The organism is Streptomyces sp. P1-3 (assembly GCF_050613155.1).
Taxonomy (GTDB): Bacteria; Actinomycetota; Actinomycetes; order Streptomycetales; family Streptomycetaceae; genus Streptomyces.
On sequence record NZ_CP192512.1, the window covers coordinates 1,710,664 to 1,733,844 of the forward strand.

2 protein-coding genes (1 of these 2 only partly in view) are annotated in these 23,181 nt (G+C 71.1%); both read right to left on the reverse strand.

Features of this window, described 5'->3' with window-relative positions; all coding sequences use genetic code 11:
* Positions 1-13,629 (reverse strand): amino acid adenylation domain-containing protein, encoded by a 13,629-nt coding sequence (locus ACQUSR_RS07305; RefSeq protein ID WP_431041734.1) that lies wholly within the window; start codon positions 13,627-13,629, stop codon positions 1-3.
* A protein-coding gene (locus tag ACQUSR_RS07310) for an amino acid adenylation domain-containing protein (protein ID WP_431041735.1) crosses the window boundary here: on the reverse strand, positions 13,629-23,181 show its 3' portion. Its footprint extends 3,254 nt past the window's final position; 9,553 of the gene's 12,807 nt are visible here — the last part of the coding sequence; the start codon falls outside the window, past its right edge — the gene reads right to left on this strand; its stop codon occupies positions 13,629-13,631. Before ACQUSR_RS07310 ends, ACQUSR_RS07305 begins: the two co-directional genes overlap by 1 nt.

Below are 23,181 nucleotides of genomic sequence, written 5' to 3' on the forward strand. Positions count from 1 at the left end.
TCAGCCGTCCAGGCCCAGCCAGTCCGACACGGCGGACCACACCTTGGCCAGGTTGTCCGGCGTGCCCATCTCGTTGTGGGTGCAGTCGATGCCGGTCCGGTGGATCTCCCCGGAGACGTGCGGCTGCCACGCCTCGGTGGTGACCGGGCGGTCGGAGTCCTGCCGGTCGGCCGTGATCAGCAGGACGTCGCCGTCGAACCGGCCGTGCTCATGGCGCATCTGAATCTCGCGCTGGTTGATCAGGACCCGCGCGATGTTCCGGTACTCCTCCTCCGTGGTGGCACCGAGCGCGCCCGCCGCCTCGCCGCGCACGAACTCGGTCACGTTCGCCAGCACGTCCTCCGGTACGTCCTTGATGTCCCCCAGAGGCTCGCCGTCCGGTTCCCGCACCGTCGGGTTCTGGTCCAGGACGACCAGCGCCGCAACCTCCTCGCCCGCGGCGCGCAGCCGCACGGCGACCTCGTGCCCGACCACCGCGCCGAAGGACCAACCCAGCAGGTGGTACGGGCCAACGGGCTGCACCTGGCGGATCTGCTCGACGTAGCGGTCCGCCATCTCCCCCACGGAACGGGCGAGTCGGTCGGCCCCGAGCAGCCCGCGGTCCTGCAGGCCGTACAGCGGGATGTCGCTCGGCACGTACCGGGCCAGCGGCATGTAGCACCAGCTCAGACCGTCGGCGGGGTGCAGGCAGAAGAAGGGGGGCCTGCTGCCCTCGGCACGGATCGGCAGCAGCTCGTCGAGGGCGTTCCGCACCGACGACAGGCTCATCCCCTTCAGGAGTTCGCCGACCGAAGGCGCGGCGAACACATCGCGGACCGCGACGGACACGCCCCGCTCCCGCAGCCGCTCCACGAGCCGGACCGCCAGCAGGGAGTGCCCGCCCAGGGCGAAGAAGTCGTCGTCGACCCCGACCGACTCCACGCCAAGGACCTCGGCGAACACCTCGCACAGGCTCGATTCGAGGGCGGTGACGGCCCCCTTGGCGGCGGGGTCGGCGGCGGTGGCCTCCGGCGCGGGCAGCGCCTTGCGATCCAGCTTGCCGTTGGGCATGAGCGGCAGCCGGTCGATCACCACCACCGCGGACGGCACCATGTACCCCGGCATCCGGCCCTGGGCAAGGCCGCGCACCGCCCGGCCCAGCTCCCCCGCCTCCTCCGGTCCGGTGGCCGAGCCCGGCACCACGTAGGCCACCAGGCGATGGTCGCCCGGCGTGTCCTCGCGCACTACGACCACGGCCTGCCCGACCGAGGGGTGCGTGGCCAGGACGGCCTCGATCTCGCCGAGTTCGACCCGGAAGCCGCGCACCTTGACCTGGTCGTCGGCGCGTCCGACGTACTGCAGCTCGCCGTCCGTGGTCCACCGGACCACGTCACCGGTGCGGTACATCCGCTCGCCCGCGGCGCCGAACGGGCAGGCCACGAAGCGCCCTGCCGTCAGCCCCGGCCGGCCCAGGTACCCGCGGGCCAGACCCTCACCCGCGATGTAGAGCTCGCCCGCCACACCGGGTGCCACCGGGATCAGGCCGCCGTCGAGGACGTACACCTGGGTGTTGCCGATCGGCGAGCCGATCGACGTGGCGTCCACCGCGTCCGGCCGGAGCACCTTGGCGGTCGACCAGGTGGTGGTCTCCGTCGGGCCGTACAGGTTCGTCAGGGTCGGCGTCCGACCCAGGAGGGTGCGGGCCAGATCCCCAGGCAGCGCCTCGGCACCGACCATGGCACGTACCCGCGTGAAGTCGACCGGATCGTCGGCGTCGGCGACCAGGCCGCGCCACAGGCTCGGCGTGGCGTGCACCATCGTCACGCCGCCGGTGCGGATCAACTCCCGCAGCGCCCACGGGTCGAGGACCTGCTCCTGCGCGGCGAGCACGAGGCGGGCGCCGTTGAGCAGCGGCAGGTAGAACTCGAACCCGGCCATGTCACAGCCGTGGGTGCTCACCGCGAGCAGGCGGTCGTCGGCGGTCAGCGGGTAGTCGTGCTGCATCGCCTCCAGGAAGTTGACGATCGCCCGGTGCTCGACGAGCACGCCCTTGGGGCGCCCGGTGGACCCGGACGTGTAGATCACCCACATGGGGTGCCTGGGCAGCAGCGGACGCGTGCGCTCGTCGTCGCCGACGGTCCGGTCCGACAGAGCCGCCAGTTCCGCGGTCACCGCTGCGTCGTCGAGCAGCACCACGGGCACGCCGGACGCGCCCTCGGCGTCCACGTCGAACGACTCGAGCCGGTCCCGCATGCCCGCGCCGCTGAGCACGCACACCGCGCCGGAGTCGGCGATGACGTACGCGATGCGGTCGGCGGGGTAGTTCGGGTCGATCGGCAGATAGGCGGCGCCCGCCTTGACCACGCCGAGCAGCGCCACGACCAGGTCGACGGTGCGGTCGAAGACGACCGCGACGACCGACTCCGGACCCACGCCCTTGCCGATGAGGTACCGGGCCACGCGGTTGGCCCGCGCGTCCAGCTCGGCGTAGCTGAGGGCGACGTCGCCGAAGGTCAGGGCGATCGCGTCGGGGGTGCGCGCGACCTGCGCCTCGAACAGGGCGCCGACCGTGGTGTCCGGCAGCTCGGCCGCGCTGTCGTTCCACTCGGTCAGCATGCGGTGCCGCTCGTCGTCGTCCAGGACGTCCACGGCGCTGAGCCGGGTGTCCGGGGCGGCGGAGAGGGTCGCGAGGACACGGTTGAGGCGCTCGCCGATGCGCACCACCGACGCGGGCTCGAAGAGGTCCGCGGAGGCGGTCACGGTGCCGCGCAGGCCCGCGGGCGCGCCCTGGTCGTCGTACGTCTCGACCATGCTGACGTCCAGGTCGAACTTGACCACCGACTCCGTCACGGACGACTCGTCCGGGGCCGCACCGGAGGCCGGGCGCGGCTGGGCGCCCGCGCCGGTGGCGAGACCGGGCAGATCGACCACTGCCTCGGCGGTGTTCTCCAGGAGCAGCATCACCTGGAAGAGCGGGTGCCGGGCCAGCGAGCGGGCGGGCGCCAGCTCCTCGACGAGCCGCTCGAACGGGACGGCCGCGTGGGCGAACGCGCCGAGGCCCGCCTCGCGGACCCGCTCCAGGACCTTGCGGTAGCTCGGGTCCTGCGACAGGTCGGTGCGCAGCACGAAGGTGTTGACGAAGTAGCCGACGAGGTCGTCGAGGGCTTCGTCGGTGCGTCCCGCGTGCGCCGAGCCGATGGGGATGTCGGTGCCCGCGCCGAGCCGGGAAAGGAGCACCGCGAGGGCACCGTGCAGCGCCATGAACATCGTGACGCCCTCGGCCCGCGCGACCTCCAGGAGCCGCGCGTGCACCTCGGCGGGAACCTCGATCGGTATCTGGTAGCCCTGGTGGCCGACCACGGCCGGGCGCCCCCGGTCGGTCGGCAGCGTCAGCTCCTCGGGGATGCCGGCAAGGGCCTCTCGCCAGTAGGCGACCTGACGGGAGAGCAGGCTGTCCGGGTCGTCCCCGTCGCCGAGCACCGCCCGCTGCCACAGCGCGTAGTCGGCGTACTGCACCGGCAGTTCCCGCCACTGCGGGGCCCGGCCCTCGCTGCGCGCGGCGTACGCCACGGACAGGTCGCGGGCCAGCGGCGCCCAGGACCAGCCGTCGGTGGCGATGTGGTGGATCACCACCGCCAGGACGTGGTCGTCCGGGCCCGCCTGGAACAGCCAGGCCTTGACCGGCGCCTGAGCCGACAGGTCGAAGACGTGGCGCTTGGCGTCGGCGACCGCCCCGGGCAGCTCCTCCGGCGCGACCGGGACCACGGTGAGCTCCCACTCCAGTTCGGCCGGGTCGATGACCTGCTGGTACGGCTCGCCGTCCGCCACCGCGTACACGGTGCGCAGCACTTCGTGGCGGGCGATGACGTCCCGGAAGGCAGCGTTCAGCGTCGCGTGGTCCACCCCGCCGAGCCGTACGGCGACGGGGATGTTGTACGTGTCGCTCGCGCCCTCCAGCTTGTCGATGATCCACAGGCGGCGCTGGCCGTACGACAGCGGCAGCTGTGCGGGCCGGGCTCCGGACTCCAGCGCCGGCCGGGCCTCGCGCGCCCCGGCCAGCTGCTCGGCCAGGCCGGCGACGGTCGGCGCCTCGAACAGGTCGCGGACCTCCACCTCCACGCCGAGGAGGCTTCGGATCCGGCTGATCAGCCGGACCGCGAGCAGCGAGTGGCCGCCGAGCTCGAAGAAGTCGTCGTGCACGCCGACCGCGGGCACTCCGAGGACCTCGGCGAAGGCCACGCAGAGGATCTCCTCCTGGAGACCGGCGGCCCGGTTCCGGCCGCCGGTCTGCGCGGCACCGTGGTAGTCCGGGGCAGGCAGGGCCTTGCGGTCCAGCTTGCCGTTGCCCGTCAGCGGCAGCGCGTCCAGGGTGACGACCGCGGAGGGCACCATGTGCTCCGGCAGGCGCTGCGCGGCGAACTTGCGGACCATCGCGGGCAGCGCCGAGTCATCGGCGGTCTCCGGGTCGTCGGCCACCACGTAGGCGACCAGACGCTTGTCGCCGGAGACGTCCTCGCGGGCGATCACCGCGGCTTGGGCGACCTGCGGGTGCGCGGCCAGTACGGACTGCACCTCGCCGGGCTCGATACGGAAGCCGCGGATCTTCACCTGGTCGTCGGTGCGGCCCAGGAACACCACCTGGCCGTCGGCCGTCCACCGCGCGCGGTCGCCGGTACGGTACATCCGCTCGCCCGCCGTACCGAACGGGCTGGCCACGAACCGCTCCGCGGTCAGGCCGGGACGGCGCACATAGCCGCGCGCCAGCTGCGCGCCCGCGACGTACAGCTCGCCGACGACACCCGGAGCCACCGGGTGCAGCCGGTCGTCCAGGACGTAGAAGCGGGTGTTGGCCAGCGGTGTGCCCACGGGGACCACTCCGGCGGCCACCACATCGGCCGTCAGCGGGGTCGTGGCCACGCCGATGGTGGTCTCCGTCGGGCCGTAGTGGTTGAACACCGCGCACCCGTCCGCGGCGGACAGGAGGTCCCGCACCCACTCGGGCCGAGCGGCCTCGCCACCGAGGACAAGGGACTTGGCGGGCAGCACCCCGGCCAGGTCCCCGGCGGCGCCGAGCGCCGCGAGGTGCGAGGGCACGGCCTTGAGGTGGTCGATGCGGTGCTCGGCCAGGTAGCGGCTGACCGCCGCCGGGTCGGTGACCGCGCCCTCGTCCAGGATGTGTAGTTCACCGCCGGTGGTCAGGCTCGCGAACACCATGGTGTTGCCGAGGTCGGTGGCCTGCGCCTGGAGCAGCGCGTACCGGTCGCCCGGTCCGCCGAGCCCGACGCGGCCCGGCACGGACGCCACGTAGCTGGCGAGCGCGCCATGGGTCACGGCGACGCCCTTGGGGCGGCCCGTCGAACCGGAGGTGTAGATGACGTACGCGATCCCGTCCGGGTCCGCCGTCACCTGCGGGGCCGTCTCCCCCGCCATGTCGAGCTGCATCCGCGCCAGCGGCTCGTCGAGGGCGATGAGGCGCATGCCCGCGGGGAGGTCGTCGAGGATCTCCTCGGTGGTCAGCGTCAGCGCGGCACGGCTGTCGGTGATGAGGTGCGCGACCCGGTCGGCGGGCTGTCCGGGGTCGATGGGCAGATAGGCCGCACCGGCCTTCCACACGCCCAGGATCGCCGCGATCATCTCCGCACCACGGCCCAGGCAGAGGCCCACGACGGACTCCGCGCCGACGCCCTGCTCGACGAGGAAGTTGGCCAACTTATTGGCGCGGGCGTCGAGCTCGGCGTACGAGACCTCTTCACCATCGGCGACGATCGCCACCGCATCCGGCGTACGAGCCACCTGCTCCTCGAAACGGGCGGCGACCGCACCGGCCGGAACCTCGGCCGCGGTGTCGTTCCACTCCACCAGCACCCGGCGACGCTCGTCGGCGTCCAGGACGTCGACCGCGCTCAGACGGGTGCCCGGGGCGGTGGTCAGCAGATCGAGTACGCGGGCCAGGGCGGAGGCGATCCGCTCGGCCGCCGCGGCGTCGAACAGGTCCGCGGCCACGGTGACCGTGCCACCGAACCCGGCGGGCGCGCCGTGGGCGTCGAACTCCTCGGCGACCAGCACGTCCAGGTCGAACTTGGCCGCACCGGCACCCGCCGACACCCCACCGGCCCGCACGTCTCCCAGGTCCAGAACCGCCTCGATGGTGTTCATCATCGTCAGCACGGTCTGGAAGACCGGGTGGCGCGCCATGGAGCGGGACGGGGCCAGCTCCTCGACCAGACGGTCAAAGGGCACGTCCTGGTGGGCGCCGCCCGCGAGACCGGCCTCCCGCACCCGGGCCAGCACATCGGTGAAGGCCGGATCGCCGGAGAGATCCGCGCGCAGCACCAGCGTGTTCACGAAGCATCCGACGAGATCGTCGAGGGCTTCGTCGGTGCGGCCCGCGTGGGCCGAGCCGATCGGGATGTCGGTGCCCGCGCCCAGACGGGAAAGAAGCACCGCGAGCGCGCCCTGCAGCACCATGAAGGTGGTGACACCTTCGGTGCGGGCCAGCTCCAGCAGCCGGGCGTGGACCTCCGCCGGAACCTCGACCCGTGCGACGTGTCCGCGGTGGGAGGCGACGGTCGGGCGGGGCCGGTCGAAGGGCAGCGCCAGCTCCTCCGGCGCACCAGCAAGGGTCTCGCGCCAGTAGCCGACCTGCTGGGAGAGCGTGCTCTCCGGGTCGTTCTCGTCGCCGAGCAGGTCGCGCTGCCACAGCGCGTAGTCGGCGTACTGCACCGGCAGGGGCTCCCACTCCGGAGCCCGGCCCGCGCAGCGCGCCTCGTACGCAGTCGACACGTCCCGCGCCAGCGGAGCCATCGACCAGCCGTCGGCGGCGATGTGGTGCACCACGACGGCGAGTACGTGCTCGTCCGGGCTGACGGTGAACAGCTCGGCGTGGAAGGGCAGATCGGAGGAGAGGTCGAAGGCGTACGCCGTCGCCCGGACCACCGCGGCGTCCAGGTCCGCCGGGGAGGCGTCGCTGACCTGCAGCTGCCAGTCGAGGTCCGCCATCTCTAGGACCTGCTGGTACGGCTCGCCATCAGCGGTGGCGAAGACCGTGCGCAGGACCTCGTGACGGGCGATGACGTCCCGCAGCGCGGCGTTCAGCGCCCCGGCGTCCATGACGCCCTTGAGCCGCAGCACCGTCGGAATGTTGTAGGCGGGGCTCGGACCCTCCAGCTCGTTGACGAGCCACAGACGGCGCTGCGCGAACGACAACGGCAGACGCTCCGGACGCTCCTGCGCCGTCAACGCCACCCGCGCCCGGTCGGCGTCATCGAGGCGGGCCGCGAGGCCTGCGACGGTCGGCGCCTCGAACAGTGCGCGCAGCGACAGCTCGACTCCGAGGACCGAGCGGACTCGGCTCACCAGCCGGACAGCCAGCAGGGAGTGGCCGCCGAGCGCGAAGAAGTCGTCGTCGACGCCGACCCGGTCAAGACCGAGGACCTCGGCGAAGATCCCACACAGGATCTCCTCATGGACCGTGGAGGGGCCACGACCAGCGCCCGTCGCGTACTCGGGGGCGGGCAGGGCCTTGCGGTCGAGCTTGCCGTTGGGCGTCAGCGGCAGCGCGTCGAGAACGACGACCGCCGACGGAACCATGTACTGCGGCAGGGACTCGCCGACGAACTGACGGATCTCCTGGGTGAGTTGATCGCCGTGCTTGTCATTGACGGTCACGACGTAGGCCACCAGGCGCTTGTCGCCCGGGGTGTCTTCACGGGCCACGACAGCGGCCTGAGCCACCGACGCATGCGCGGCCACCGCCGACTGCACCTCACCCAGCTCGATACGGAAGCCACGGACCTTGACCTGCTCGTCGACGCGACCCAAGTACTCCAGCTGACCGTCCTTGTTCCAGCGGACCAGATCGCCCGTGCGGTACAGACGCTCGCCCGCAGCACCGAACGGATCCGCGACGAAACGCTCGGCGGTCAGGGCAGAGCGATGCAGATAACCACGCGCCAGACCCATACCCGCGATGTACAGCTCACCCGCCACACCCGGCGCCACCGGGGACAGGTGCCCGTCGAGGACGTAGACCCGGGCGTTGGAGACCGGCCGCCCAATGGGCACCGCACCCTGAGCCTCACCGTCGGTGAAGCACGCCGTGGTGTACACGGTCGCCTCGGTCGGGCCGTAGATGTTCGCCACCCGCGCACCCGGCAGCTCCCGACGGATACCCGCCACCGCATCAGCGGTCAGCGCCTCACCAGCCAACACCACCGTACGCGGACCCACCTCAGCCCCACGACCCAAGATCCGGACGAACGCCGACGGCACACCACTGACCAAACTCACCTCCCACGGACCACGCTCGCCATCAGCAAGCGCCAACAGATCCGGGACAAGCTCGACAGACCCACCAGTCACCAACGGCCCGAACAACTCGAAGACCGACACATCGAAGGTGAACGAGGTCGACAGCAGCACCCGCTCGAAGTCCGCACCACCGAACTCGGCCCCGGCCCACGCAAGCAGGCTCGCCACCGAACGGTGCTCCACCACCACACCCTTAGGGCGCCCCGTGGAACCAGAGGTATAGATCACATACGCCGGATGGACAGGCGTCAGCACAGCCAACCGCTCACCCTGACCCGGAGCCTTCGCCGACAGCCCGGCCAGGACAGCCACCGTCTCCGAGGCGTCAAGGATCACGGTCTGCTGTCCGGCGGACGGAAGGACACCAACCGTGCCAGTGGCAGCGATCACCGCTACCGGCTGCGCGTCCTCCAGCATGTACGCGATCCGCTCAGCCGGATACGACGGATCCACCGGCACATACGCACCACCCGCCTTGAGCACACCCAACAGCGCGGATACGGCATCCGCATTGCGCTCCAGGCACACAGCCACCCGCGACTCCGGCCCCACACCCAAACCAATCAGGTGACGCGCCAACCGATTCGCCCGAGCGTCCAGTTCGGCATACGAAACCTCCGTGCCGTCGGCGACAACCGCCACCGCACCCGGAGTCCGCGCCACCTGTGCCTCGAACAACTCCGGAACAGTCGACACAGCCACCTCAACCGCCGTGTCATTCCACTCGACAAGGAGCCGCTGACGCTCAGCCTCGCCCAGGACGTCGACGGCGCTCAGCGGCCGTTCGGAACCGCCGTCCAGCACCTCCTCCAGCGCCGCCACCATGTCCTCCGTGGCCGTGGCCACCAGCGCGGCAACCGCCTGCGGATCCACCGACGCCACCGCGTCCACCGCGAGCGAGAGGCCCGTGCCGTCGTCGTCCACCGAGAGCGACAGCGGGTAGTTCGTGCGCTCCTCCGAGAAGACCGCGCGGATGCCCTCCAGGCCCGCACCGGCACCGAGGTCACTGTTGTGGCGGTAGTTGAAGAGCGACGTGAACAGCGGGGTGTCCCCCGCGACCCCGCTGGCCTGCTGGGCCACAGCCAACGGCGCATGCTCGTGCTCGAGGAGCCCCGCGAGCTGACCACCCATCGCCCGCACCGCCGCCAGCACACCCGCACCCTCGTCCAGGCGCACCCGCACCGGCAGCGTGTTGATGAACGGACCCAGCGTGCGACCGGAGCCACTACCGGCGTTCATGCGCCCGAACAACACCGTGCCGAACACGACGTCGTCACGGCCGCTGACCGCGCCGAGCACGCGCGCCCACACCACGTGCATCACCGTGGCCGGGCTCACACCCAGGCGCCGGGCGACGCCACGGACCCGCGCCGAGAGACCCGGCGGGAACGGCAGTCTGGCGCTGACCGCCGCCACTCCGTCACCGCGGGCGTCGATCAGCCCGTACGGCGCGGTCGGCTCGGTCACATCGCCAAGCAGATCGGCGAAGTACCGCTCGTGCTCAGCCCGTTCGACTCCGCCCTGTGCCTGGGCGACGAAGTCGCGGAAGGGCGTCGGCTCGGGCAGTTCGCCGCCGCGCCCGGACAGGAACGCGTCCACCTCGGCGAGCAGCACCTCGAGGGCCGTGTGGTCCTGCACCATGTGGTGCACGCGCACCAGAGCGAGCCACGTCCCGTCGCCGGGATCGGCCACCGTGTGCACGTGGATCAGCGGCGCGTGCCGCAGGTCCATGGCCGAGCCGACCCGTGCGACGAGGTCCGCCACCGGATTCGTGGCGTGCGGGTCGAGTGCGACGTCCTCGACGGGCACGGCGGCGTGCCGCCGTACCACCTGTACTGGCTCGCGCAGGCCCTCCCACACGATGCCGGTCCGCAAGATGTCGTGCCGGTCCACGACCTGCTGGAGAGCCGCGGTGAACGCCTTGAGGCGCTCACGCGAGTCGAACCTGACCACGGTCGGCAGCACATAGGCGTCCTCGCCGCCGTCGGCGAGGAGGTGGTGGAAGAGCAGGCCCTCCTGGAGGGGAGCCAGCGGGTAGATGTCGGCGACGTTCGCCGCGCCGCCCTCGACGGTGGCGACGACCCGCTCGATCTCCTCGGCGGTCAGGTCGACCAGCGGCAGCATGTCGGGCGTGATCGCCTGGGCGCCTTCAGGGATCGCGTTGGGCGGAACGACGACGCTCTCCGCACCCGACGCGACCGCGAGCCCGGCCACAGTCGGGGTCTGGAACAGCGCCCGCACCGAGAGGGTCACGCCGCGAGTGCGCAGGATCTCCACCAGCCGGATGGCGAGCAGGGAGTGCCCGCCGAGCGCGAAGAAGTCGTCGTCGACACCGACGCTGTCGAGGCCCAGGACCTCAGCGAAGGCCGCGCACAGGATCTCCTCACGGACCGTGGAGGGGCCACGACCAGCGCCCGTCGCGTACTCGGGGGCGGGCAGGGCCTTGCGGTCGAGCTTGCCGTTGGGCGTCAGCGGCAGCAGATCCAGGGGCATCACGGCCGACGGGACCATGTACTGCGGCAGCCGTCCGGCCACGAACTGACGGATGTCCTGGGACAGTTCCTCACCGCGGCGGTCGCCGGCGGGAACCACGTACGCGACCAGGCGCTTGTCACCCGGCACGTCCTCACGCGTCACCACCACGGCCTGGGCGACCTGCGGGTGCGCGGCCACCGCGGCCTGGACCTCGCCCAACTCGATACGGAAGCCACGGACCTTGACCTGCTCGTCCGCACGCCCCAGGTACTCCAGCTGACCATCCGCGTTCCACCGCACCAGGTCACCGGTGCGGTACAGACGCTCGCCCGCAGCACCGAACGGATCGGCCACGAAACGCTCGGCGGTCAGGGCAGAGCGATGCAGATAACCACGCGCCAGACCCATACCCGCGATGTACAGCTCACCCGCCACACCCGGCGCCACCGGGGACAGGTGCCCGTCGAGGACGTAGACCCGGGCGTTGGAGACCGGCCGCCCAATGGGCACCGCACCCTGAGCCTCACCGTCGGTGAAGCACGCCGTGGTGTACACGGTCGCCTCGGTCGGGCCGTAGATGTTCGCCACCCGCGCACCCGGCAGCTCCCGACGGATACCCGCCACCGCATCAGCGGTCAGCGCCTCACCAGCCAACACCACCGTACGCGGACGCACCTCAGCCCCACGACCCAAGATCCGGACGAACGCCGAGGGAACACCGCTGACCAGGCTCACCTGCCACGGACCACGCTCGGCATCAGCAAGCGCCAGCAGGTCCGGGACGAGCTCGACAGATCCGCCGGTGACCAGCGGGCCGAACAACTCGAAGACCGACACATCGAAGGTGAACGAGGTCGACAGCAGCACCCGCTCGAAGTCCGCACCACCGAACTCGGCCCCGGCCCACGCAAGCAGGCTCGCCACCGAACGGTGCTCCACCACCACACCCTTAGGGCGCCCCGTGGAGCCGGAGGTGTAGATCACGTACGCGGGATGGCTCGGGGTCAGCGCGGCCACACGCTCGTCCTGCGCCGGAGCCTCCACCGCAAGGCCGTCCAGAGCCGCCACCGTCTCCGGAGCATCCAGCAGCACGATCTGCGAAGCGGACGACGGCAGCACCCCAGCAGTCGCCGCCGAGGCGATCACCGCCACCGGCTGCGCATCCTCCAGCATGAACGCAACCCGCTCGGCCGGGTACGACGGGTCCACCGGCACATACGCACCACCCGCCTTCACAACACCCAGCAAAGACGTGATCGCAGCCACGCCACGCTCGAGCACCACAGCCACCCGCGACTCCGGACCCACACCCAGACCGATCAGGTGACGCGCCAACTGGTTGGCGCGTGCGTCGAGTTCGGCATACGAGACCTCCGTGCCGTCCGCGACGACGGCGACGGCGTCAGGGGTACGGGTCACCTGAGCCTCAAACAACTCCGGCACCGTGGCCGAAGCCACCTCCACAGCCGTGTCATTCCACTCCGTCAGCACCCGACGACGCTCATCGGCATCCAGAACGTCCACCGCGCTCAGACGGGTGCCCGGGTCGGTGGCGACCGTGGCCAGGACCTGGCCGAGTCGTTCGACCAGGCGCTCGGCCGTCGAGGCGTCGAACAGGTCCGCCGAGGCGACAAGTTCACCGCGCAGCCCCGCGGGACGGCCCTCGGCGTCGAAGGCCTCGGCCACGCTCGCTTCCAGGTCGAACTTGGCCGCGAGGCCGCCGGCCAGCGACTCCGCCTCGATGCCGTCCACCGCTGCCCCGGCCTGCACACCCTGAAGGTCCAGGGCCGCGTCGGCGTTGTTCTGCATGGTGAGCATCACCTGGAACAGCGGGTGCCGGGACAGCGAGCGCGTCGGGGCCAGCTCCTCGACCAGGCGCTCGAACGGCACGTCCTGGTGCGCGAACGCGTTCCACCCGGTCTCCCTCACCCGGGCGAGTAGCTCGGTGAATGTCGGGTCACCCGACAGGTCCGTGCGCAGGACGAGGGTGTTCACGAAGAACCCGACCAGGTCGTCCAGGGCCACGTCGGTGCGCCCGGCGACCGCGGCGCCGATCGGGACGTCGGTGCCGGCGCCGAGGCGGGACAGCAGCGTCGCGAGGGCCGCCTGGACCACCATGAACATGGTGGCGTCCGACGCACGCGCGATCTCCGCGAGCTGCGCGTGCACCTCGGCGGGCACCGACAGGGGGACGGTGTGGCCGCGGAAGCCGGCGACCGCCGGGCGCGGCCGGTCGAAGGGCAGCTCCAGCTCGTCCGGCGCGCCCGCCAACTGTTCCTGCCAGAAAGCCATCTGGCGGGAGACCACGCTGTCGGGGTCGTTCACGTCGCCGAGCAGTTCACGCTGCCACAGCGCGTAGTCGGCGTACTGCACGGGCAGCGGCTCGAACTCCGGTGCCCGGCCCTCGCACCGTGCGGCGTACGCCATCGACAGGTCCCGGGCCAGCGGCCGGGTGGACCAGCCGTCGCTGGCTATGTGGTGGACGACCACGACGAGCACGTGCGCGTCGGGACCGGTCGCGAACAGCCCGGCGCGGATCGGCACGTCTGACGACAGGTCGAACGGCCGCGCCACCGCGTCGCGGGTCGCCGCCGCCAGGTCCTGGGGCGCCACCTCGGCGTACGACAGTTCCCAGTCCAGGTCGTCGAACTTGAGGATGCGCTGGTACGGCTCACCGTCGGCCGTGGGGAAAACCGTCCGCAGCACCTCATGACGGCCGATCACATCCCGCAGGGCGGCGTTCAGCGCCACCCGGTCGACGTGGCCCGACAGCGGGAGGACCACCGGAATGTTGTACGTGGCACTCGGGCCCTCGAGCTGCTCGATGAACCACAGCCGACGCTGCGCGAATGACAACGGAAACATCAGGACTCCCCCTGGTTACGCATGGGCCGCAACGCCGGCCGTGCTGACTTCTGTTTTCCAAGCTGCTGTGCGAGACCTGCCGGCGTCGGGTTGTCCAGCAATACGCGCAGTGGGACCTCGACGGAGAGCCGCGCGCGCACGACGCTCACCAGGCGGACCGCCAGAAGGGAGTGGCCACCCAGCGCGAAGAAGTCGTCGTCCGCACCCACGCTGTCCACACCGAGCACTTGGGCGAACGCCTCGCACAGCGCCCGCTCCTGCGGCGTGGACGGCTCCCGCCTCGTGCCCGCTGTCCCGGCGTACTCCGGGGCGGGCAGCGCCTTGCGGTCCAGCTTGCCGTTGGGAGTCAACGGCAGCCGCTCCAACGGGACGACGGCTGACGGCACCATGTGCGCGGGCAGCCGCTGGGCGACGAACTTCTGCAGAGTACCGGAGAGCTCCTGATCAACCGGGTGTTCAGCATCGGCCGTCACCACGTAGGCGACGAGCCGGGTGTCTCCCGGGTTGTCCTCGCGGGCCACGACGGCGGCCTGGGCCACCGACGGGTGCGCGGCAAGGGCCGACTGCACCTCGCCGGGCTCGATGCGGAACCCTCGGACCTTGACCTGGTCGTCGGCGCGACCGGCGAAGACGAGTTGACCCTCGGCGCTCCAGCGGGCCAGGTCGCCGGTGCGGTACATGCGCGCACCGGCCGCCGCGAACGGGCAGGCCACGAAGCGTTCGGCGGTGAGGCCCGGGCGCCCGAGGTAGCCGCGCGCCAACGCATCGCCGGAGACGTAGAGCTCGCCCGCCACGCCCTGGGGGACGGGGTGGAGGTGCGCGTCAAGCACGTACAAGTGCGTGTTCCAGACGGGGCGGCCGATCGGGACGGTGCCTTCGGCCGTACCGGCGTCGGCGCCAGTGCCGAAGGTGACCTGGATCGTGGTCTCCGTCGGGCCGTACAGGTTCACCGGCCGCACGCCCCACGCCTTCTCGGCGGAGGCGGCGAGCGAGGACCGCAGCGGCTCACCACCGGCGAAGAGCTGCCGCACGGAGGTGACGTGGCCGGCCTCCGGGATCTCCAGGACGGCGGCCAGGAGCGTGGGCACGAACTGCGCCACCGTCACCGCCTGCGTGCGCATGAAGGCGACCAGCCGTTGCGGATCCCTGGCCACCTCGTCGGAGGCCACGCACACCGCGGCGCCCGACACCAACGGCAGCCACAGCTCCCACACCGCGGCGTCGAAGCTCGGCGAGGTGCGCGCCAGCACGCGGTCTCCCGCGCCGACGCCGAACTCGGCCCGCATCCACAGCATGTGGTTCGCCGCACTGCGCTGCGTGACGACGACGCCCTTGGGGCGGCCGGTGGAGCCGGAGGTGTAGATCACGTAGGCCGGGTGTTCAAGCGCGTCCTCGCGCCACTTGGCCACCCCTTGCGTCGAGGCCTGGGCGAGTGCAGCTGCCGTCTCGGGGGCGTCGAGCAGCGTCACCGGGGCCGTGGCGGGCACGGCCTCGACCGTGCCCGTGGTGCCCAATACCACGACCGGGCGGGAATCGTCCAGCATGTGGGCGATGCGCTCGGCCGGGTAGGCGGGATCGACCGGGAGGTAGGCGGCACCGGCCTTGAGGATGCCCAGGAGGGCCACCATCAGCTCGACGCCGCGGTCGAGGACCACAGCCACCAGCGACTCCGGGCCCACGCCCTGAGCGATGAGGTGGTGCGCCAACTGGTTGGCACGTCCGTCGAGTTCGGCATACGAGACGTCCGTGCCGTCGGCGACGACGGCGATGGCGTCCGGGGTCTGGGCCGTCTGTGCCTCGAACAGCTCCGTCAGCGTGGACGGGGCCACCTCAGCGGCGGTGTCGTTCCACTCCACCAGCAGGCGCTGACGCTCGGCCTGGTCGAGGACGTCCAGTTCGCTCAGCGGCTGGTCGGTGTCGCTCTCGAGCGCCACCACCAGGCTTTCGGTTGCGGTGGCCAGCAGAGCGGCAACTGCCTGCGCGTCGATCGGGGCGACGGCGTCGACGGCCAGGCCGAGCCCGTCACCGCCGTCGTCCACGGAGACGGAGAGGGGGTAGTTGTCGGCTTCTCGGCTGTAGACGACCTTGATGCCGCCTTCGGTCGAGGTCTCGGGCCGCGCCGCCTCGGAACGGGTGGCGTTGTGGCGGTAGTTGAACAGCGAGCTGAACAGCGGAGTACCGCCCGCCACACCACTGGCCTGCTGCGCCAGAGCCAGCGAGGCGTGCTCGTGCTCCAGCAGCGCGGCGAGCTGATCACGCATCGCGGCCACCGCCGCCCGCGGCGACAGCTCCCCCACACGCGCCCGCACCGGCAGAGTATTGATGAAGGGACCGGCGACCCGGTCCTGACCGGCACCGGCGTTCATGCGGCCGAAGAGGACGGTGCCGAAGACGACATCGTCGCGTCCGCTGACCGCGGCGAGGACGCGGGACCAAGCGACGTGCATGACCGTCGCCGGGCTCACGCCCAGGCTCCGGGCCACTTCACGGACGCGGTCGTCCAGCTGCGAGTCGAAGCGCAGCCGCGCCCGCACCACACCGGATCCGTCGCCCAGCGTGTCCACCTGCCCGTATGGGGCAGTCGGTTCGTCGATGTCACCCAGCAGCTCGGCGAAGTACCGCTTGTGCTCGGCCCGTTCGGCTCCGCCGCGTGCCTGCGCCACGAAGGCGCGGAACCCCATCGGCTCCGGCAGCTCCGCACCACGACCGGCGAGCAGCATCTCGACCTCGCCGAGCAGGAGTTCAAGACCGGTGTGGTCCTGGATCATGTGGTGCACGCGGATCAGCAGCAGCCAACGGCCGTTCGCGATGGGTGCGGCGTGCAGGTCGAGGAGCGGGGCGCGACCCAGATCCATCGAGAGGCCCACTGCGGTCAACAGCGCCTGCACCGGGTCCGTGTCGTTGCCCGTGCTCGGGAGGTCGAGTTCGACTTCCTCGAGGAGGAGTCGGGCATGGCGCCACACGACCTGCACCGGCTCGGTCAGGCCCTCCCAGACGATGGCGGTGCGCAGGATGTCGTGCCGGTTCACGACCTGCTGGAGGGCGTCCACGTAGGTGTCGAGCCGTCCGCGGGAGTCGAACTCCAGCATCGTGGGCGTGACGTAGGCGTCTTCGCCGCCGTCGGCGAGGAGGTGGTGGAAGAGCAGGCCTTCCTGGAGGGGGGCGAGCGGGTAGATGTCGGCGACGTTCGCCGCGCCACCGTCGACGGTCGCGACGACGCGCTCGACCTCGTCGGTGGTCAGGTCGACCAGCGGGAGCATGTCGGGCGTGATCGTCTGGGCGTCGGCCGGGATGGCGTTGGCCGGGACCTCGACCTGCTCGGCCTCCGATGCGGCCGCCAGGCCCGCCACGGTCGGGGTCTGGAACAGCGCCCGCACCGGCACGGTCACACCTCGGGTGCGCAGGATCTCCACCAGGCGGATGGCCAAGAGGGAGTGACCGCCCAGGGCGAAGAAGCTGTCGTCGACACCGACGCACTCCAGGCCCAGGACCTCAGCGAAGGCCGCGCACAGGATCTCCTCACGGACCGTCTCCGGGCCACGGCCCGAGCCGGTGCTGTACTCAGGGGCAGGCAGGGCCTTGCGGTCGAGCTTGCCGTTGACCGTCAGCGGCAGCCCGTCGAGGGTGACGACGGCCGAGGGGACCATGTACTCCGGCAGGCGTTTAGCAGCGAACCGACCGATCTCCTGGACCAGTTCATCGCTGTCCGTGTCTTCGGCCGGGACGACGTACGCGACCAGGCGCTTGCCACCCGGAGCGTCCTCGCGGGCGATGACGGCGGCCTGAGCGACCTGCGGGTGGGCGGCGATGACGGCCTGGATCTCGCCCGGCTCGATACGGAAACCACGAATCTTCACCTGTTCATCGGCGCGGCCCAGGTACTCCAGCTGACCGTGGTCATCCCAGCGGGCCAGGTCGCCGGTGCGGTACAGGCGCTCGCCCGGCTCGCCGTACGGGCTGGCCACGAACCGCTCCGCGGTCAGGCCAGCGCGGGACGCGTAGCCGCGGGCCAACTGCACGCCCGCGATGTACAGTTCCCCGCTCACGCCGACCGGCACCGGCTGCAGCGCCGCGTCCAGAACATACAGGCGGGTGTTGGCCACCGGACCACCGATCGGCACGACCGGCTCGCCCGCATGGCACTGCCAGGCGGTCACGTCGACCGACGCCTCCGTCGGCCCGTACAGGTTGTGCAGCTCCACCTGCTCACCCAGGACCTCAAAGAAGCGGTCCTGCACGCCCGTCGTCAACGCCTCACCGGAGCACACCACGCGCCGCAAAGACCCACTGGCCCCAGCGGCGGCCGGGTCGCCCAGGAAGGCCTCGAGCATCGAGGGCACAAAGTGGACCGTCGAGACCCGCTCCGCCGCGATCACCTCGGCCACATACGCCGGGTCGCGGTGCCCGCCCGGACGGGCCACCACCAGCACCCCACCCTCGATCAGCGGCCAGAAGAACTCCCACACCGACACGTCGAAGCCGAACGGGGTCTTCTGCAGCACCCGCTCACCCGGCACCAGACCAAAGCGGGACTGCATCCAGGCCAGACGGTTCACGATGCCCGAATGCGAGACGACCACGCCCTTGGGGCGGCCCGTCGACCCGGAGGTGAACAGCACATACGCCGCCTGATCCCCGCGCAGCACACCACGCTCAGACTCCGACAACGCCCCCGACTCAACACCCGCCAAAGACGAGAACGTCTCCGCCGACACCACCACCGAAGCACCCGCATCCGCGAGCATGAACTCCACCCGCTCAGCAGGCAGGCCAGGATCCACCGGCAGATACGCAGCACCCGCCTTCAACACACCAAGGAGCGCCACGACCAGCTCGACACCACGCTCCAAACGCACGCCCACCACGGACTCAAGCCCCACACCCTGACCGAGCAGATGCCGCGCCACCTGATTGGCCCGCGCGTCGAGTTGGGCGTACGAAACCTCAGCACCCTCGAATACGACCGAAACCGCATCCGGAGTACGAGCCACCTGCGCCTCAAACAACTCCACAAGCGACCCCGACGGCACCTCAACGGCCGTGTCGTTCCACCCCGTCAGCACCCGCCGACGCTCCACCTCCCCCAACACATCCACCGAACTCAACCGCAGCTCAGGCCGCTCAACCACCGCGCCAAGCACCCGCACCAGACCCGCGACCAGACGCTCCACCGAACCCACATCGAACAGATCCGCCGCCGCGATCACCGCACCACGCACCCCCGCCGGCACACCACCCGGACCGAAGACCTCACCGACAGTGAACTCAAGGTCGAACTTGGCCGCAGGCGTGCCGACCGAGGCTCCTTGGGCCTGTACGCCGGGGAGGGCCACGACGGCTTCGGCGTTGTTCTGGAGGGTCAGCATGACCTGGAACAGCGGGTGCCGGGACAGGGAGCGGGTCGGGGCCAGCTCCTCCACCAGGCGCTCGAACGGCACGTCCTGATGCGCGAACGCGGACAGGCCCGCTTCCCGTATGCGGGAGAGGAGTTGACGGAACGTCGGGTCGCCCGACAGGTCCGCCCGCAGCACCAGGGTGTTGACGAAGAAGCCGACCAGGTCGTCGAGGGCTTCGTCGGTGCGGCCCGCGTTCGCGGAGCCGATCGGGATGTCGGCGCCCGCGCCCATGTGGGACAGGAGCACCGCAAGGGCGGACTGCAGCACCATGGCCACCGTGACACCCTCGGCGCGCGCCACCTCCACGAGGCGCGCGTGCACCTCCGCCGGGACGTCGAAGGGGACTCCGAGCCCGCGGTGGCTCGCCACGGCCGGGCGCGGCCGGTCGTAGGGGAGCGTCAGCTCGTCCGGCACACCTGCCAATGCCTCGCGCCAGAAAGCGATCTGCAGGGACAGCGCACTCTCCGGGTCGCTCTCGTCGCCGAGCAGGTCGCGCTGCCAGAGCGCGTAGTCGGCGTACTGCACCGACAACGGCTCCCACTCCGGAGCCCGGCCCGCGCAGCGCGCCTCGTACGCCGCCGACACATCCCGCGCGAGCGGGCCCATCGACCAGCCGTCACCGGCGATGTGGTGCACCACCACGACCAACACCTGCTCACCCGAGCCGGTGGGGAACAGCCAGGCGTGGATGGGCAGTTCGGCCGCCAGATCGAAGGCGTAGCCCACCGCTTCCGCCACCGCGGCGTCCACGTCCGCCGGAGCGGCGTCCCCGACCTGCACCTGCCAGTCCAGGTCCGCCATCTCCAGGACACGCTGGTACGGCTCACCGTCAGCGGTCGCGAAGACCGTGCGCAGCACCTCGTGGCGGGCGATGACGTCCCGCAGGGCCGCGTTCAGCGCCACGGCATCCACCTGACCGGCGAGACGGAGCACCGTCGGAAGGTTGTACGTGGCGTTCGGGCCCTCCAACTGCCCGATGAACCAGAGGCGTTGCTGCGCGAACGACAGCGGCAGACGCTCCGGGCGCTGCTGCGCCGTCAGCGCCACCCGCGCACCGCCGGCGTCACCGATACGCGTCGCGAGACCGGCCACCGTCGGCGCGTCGAACAGCGCGCGCAGCGGCAGCTCGACCCCGAGCACCGAGCGGACCCGGCTCATCAGCCGCACCGCGAGCAGCGAGTGACCTCCCAGGACGAAGAAGTCGTCGTCGACACCGACCCGGTCGAGCCCGAGGACCTCGGCGAAGACCCCGCACAGGATCTCCTCCTGCACCGTGGAGGGGCCGCGGCCCGAGCCGACGGAGTAATCCGGGGCGGGCAGGGCCTTGCGGTCGAGCTTGCCGTTGACCGTCAACGGCAGCGCGTCCAGGACCACGAGCGCGGCGGGCACCATGTGCGCGGGCAGCGATGACGCCACGAACTCGCTTATGAGGCCCGTCAGTTCGCCCGCTTGCACACCTTCGGCTGGCACGACATAGGCCACGAGGCGCTTTTCGCCCGGCGTGTCTTCGCGGGCGATGACCGCGGCCTGGGCGACCTGCGGGTGCGCGGCCACCGCCGCCTGCACCTCACCCAGCTCGATCCGGAAGCCACGGACCTTGACCTGCTCATCCGCACGCCCGGCGAACACCAACTGCCCATCAGCGGTCCACCGCGCCAGATCCCCGGTGCGATACATCCGCTCACCGGCCGCCCCGAACGGGCAGGCCACAAAGCGTTCCGCGCTCAGGCCCGACCGACCGTGATAACCACGCGCCAGACCCGCACCCGCCACATACAGCTCACCAATCACACCCGGCGCCACAGGCCCCAGATCCCGGTCAAGGACATACATCCGGGTATTCGCCATCGGAGACCCAAAAGGCACCGTCCCCTCATGCTCCGGGTCCACCACGCCGGTGGCCACGATCACCGTGGCCTCGGTCGGCCCATATGTATTGACCAGACGACGGCCCCGGGCCCATGCGGCAGCAAGACCGGGCTCGACCGCTTCGGCGCCGATCACCAGCGAACTGACCTGCGCCAGATCCTCCGGTTCCAACACACCCAGCAGCGACGGCACCACACTCGCCGAACGCACCCCGGTAGAGGCCACCAAGTCCCGCAGCAGGCGCGGCTCGGCCCGCTCCGCGGCACCCGCCACCACCAGGGAACCGCCCCGGCACAGCGTGACGGCGACATCCAGGACGGAGGCATCGAAGCTGAAGGAGGCGAACTGCAGCACGCCCACCCCCGGCCCGACCTCCATCAACGGACCGAACACCGCCACCAGATTCGCCACACCACCGTGACGCACCGCGACACCCTTGGGGCGCCCAGTGGAGCCTGAGGTATAGATCACGTACGCCAGACCGTCAGACACAGGCCGCACGCCCGGCGAGGTCACCGGCAGCTGCGCCAGCTCGGCTGCCATCTGCGGGTCGTCCAGGCACACCAGCGGGAACGAACCCGTCAGCCCCGCAACCATAGAACCATGGCCGACCACGACCTGGGCACCACTGTCAGCGAGCATGAACTCCAGGCGCTCCACCGGATACTCCGGATCCAACGGCACATACGCGCCGCCCGCCTTCCACACCGCAAGAATGCCCACCACCATGTCCACCCCACGCGGCAGACACAGACCCACCATCGACTCCGGACCCACGCCCTGAGCAATCAGGTGGTGCGCCAACTGAGCAGCCCGGGCATCCAGTTGGGCGTACGACACCTCGACACCGTCGGCGACAACCGCCACCGCATCCGGCGTCCGAGCCACCTGCGCCTCGAACAATTCCGGAACCGCAGCCTGCGGCACCTCGACCGCCGTGTCGTTCCACGCACTCAGCACCAGATGACGCTGACCCTCATCGAGCACACGAACACCGCTCAACGACACATCAGCACCACCCTCAAGTGCCGACTCCAGCGCCGCCACCAGGTTCTCCGTAGCGGTGGTGACCAGCGTGGCGACTGCCTGCGGGTCGATCGGCCCGACCGCGTCGATGGCGAGCCCCAGTTCCTTTCCGCCGTCGTTGACCGCGACCGAGAGCGGGTAGTTGGTGCGCTCCTGCGCGAGCAGGGTGCGGAAGCCCGGGGTGTTCTCGCCCCCGCCCTCGCGTGCGATGTGAGCGGCCGAAGGGGCGGTGTTGTGGCGGTAGTTGAAGAGGGATGTGAACAGTGGGGTGTCCCCCGAGACACCGCTGGCCTGCTGGGCCAGGGCGAGCGGGGCGTGTTCGTGCTCGAGCAGCGCGGCGAGCTGGCCGCGCATCCCCCGTACCGCCTCAAGGGCTCCGGTCTTCTCGACGCGCACCCGTACCGGGAGCGTGTTGATGAAGGGTCCGGCGACCCGGTCCGAGCCGGCACCGGCGTTCATGCGGCCGAACAGGACGGTGCCGAAGACGACGTCGTCGCGTCCGCTGACGGCGCCGAGGACGCGTGCCCAGGCCACGTGCAGCACCGTGGCCGGGCTCGCGCCGATGCGCTGGGCCACCTCGCGCAGCCGCCCGGACAGCTCCGCGCCCAGGTCGGCCGAGGCACGCGAGACGTCCGCTGCCACCCCCCGCACGTCCACCAGGCCGTACGGCGCGGTCGGCTCGTCGACGTCGCCGAGCAGTTCGGTGAAGTAGCGCTCCTGTACGGCGCGTTCACTGCCGCCGCGCGCCTGCGCGACGAAGGTGCGGAACGGCAGCGGCTCGGGCAGCTCCGCGCCCCGACCCACGAGGAACGCCTCGACCTCGCCCATCAGCAGCTCCAGACCCGTGTGGTCCTGGATCATGTGGTGCACCCGCACGAGGGCGTACGACGTTCCGTCCGCGGCAGTCGTCACGTGCAATCGGACCAGCGGGGCCCGGTCCAGGTCCATCGACAGGCCGCCGACGGCCAGGAGCTGTGCGGCCGGCTCGGCACCGTGTGGGACGAGTTCGATCTCCTCGACGGGGAGTTGGGCGGTGCGCCAGACCACCTGCACCGGCTCACGCAGGCCCTCCCAGACGATGGCGGTGCGCAGGATGTCGTGCCGGTCCATGACCTGCTGGAGCGCTTCGGTGAAGGCGTCGAGCTGGTCGCGGCGGTCGAACTGCAGGACCGTCGGCATGACGTACGTGTCTTCGCCGCCGTCGGCGAGGAGGTGGTGGAAGAGCAGGCCTTCCTGGAGGGGGGCCAGCGGGTAGATGTCG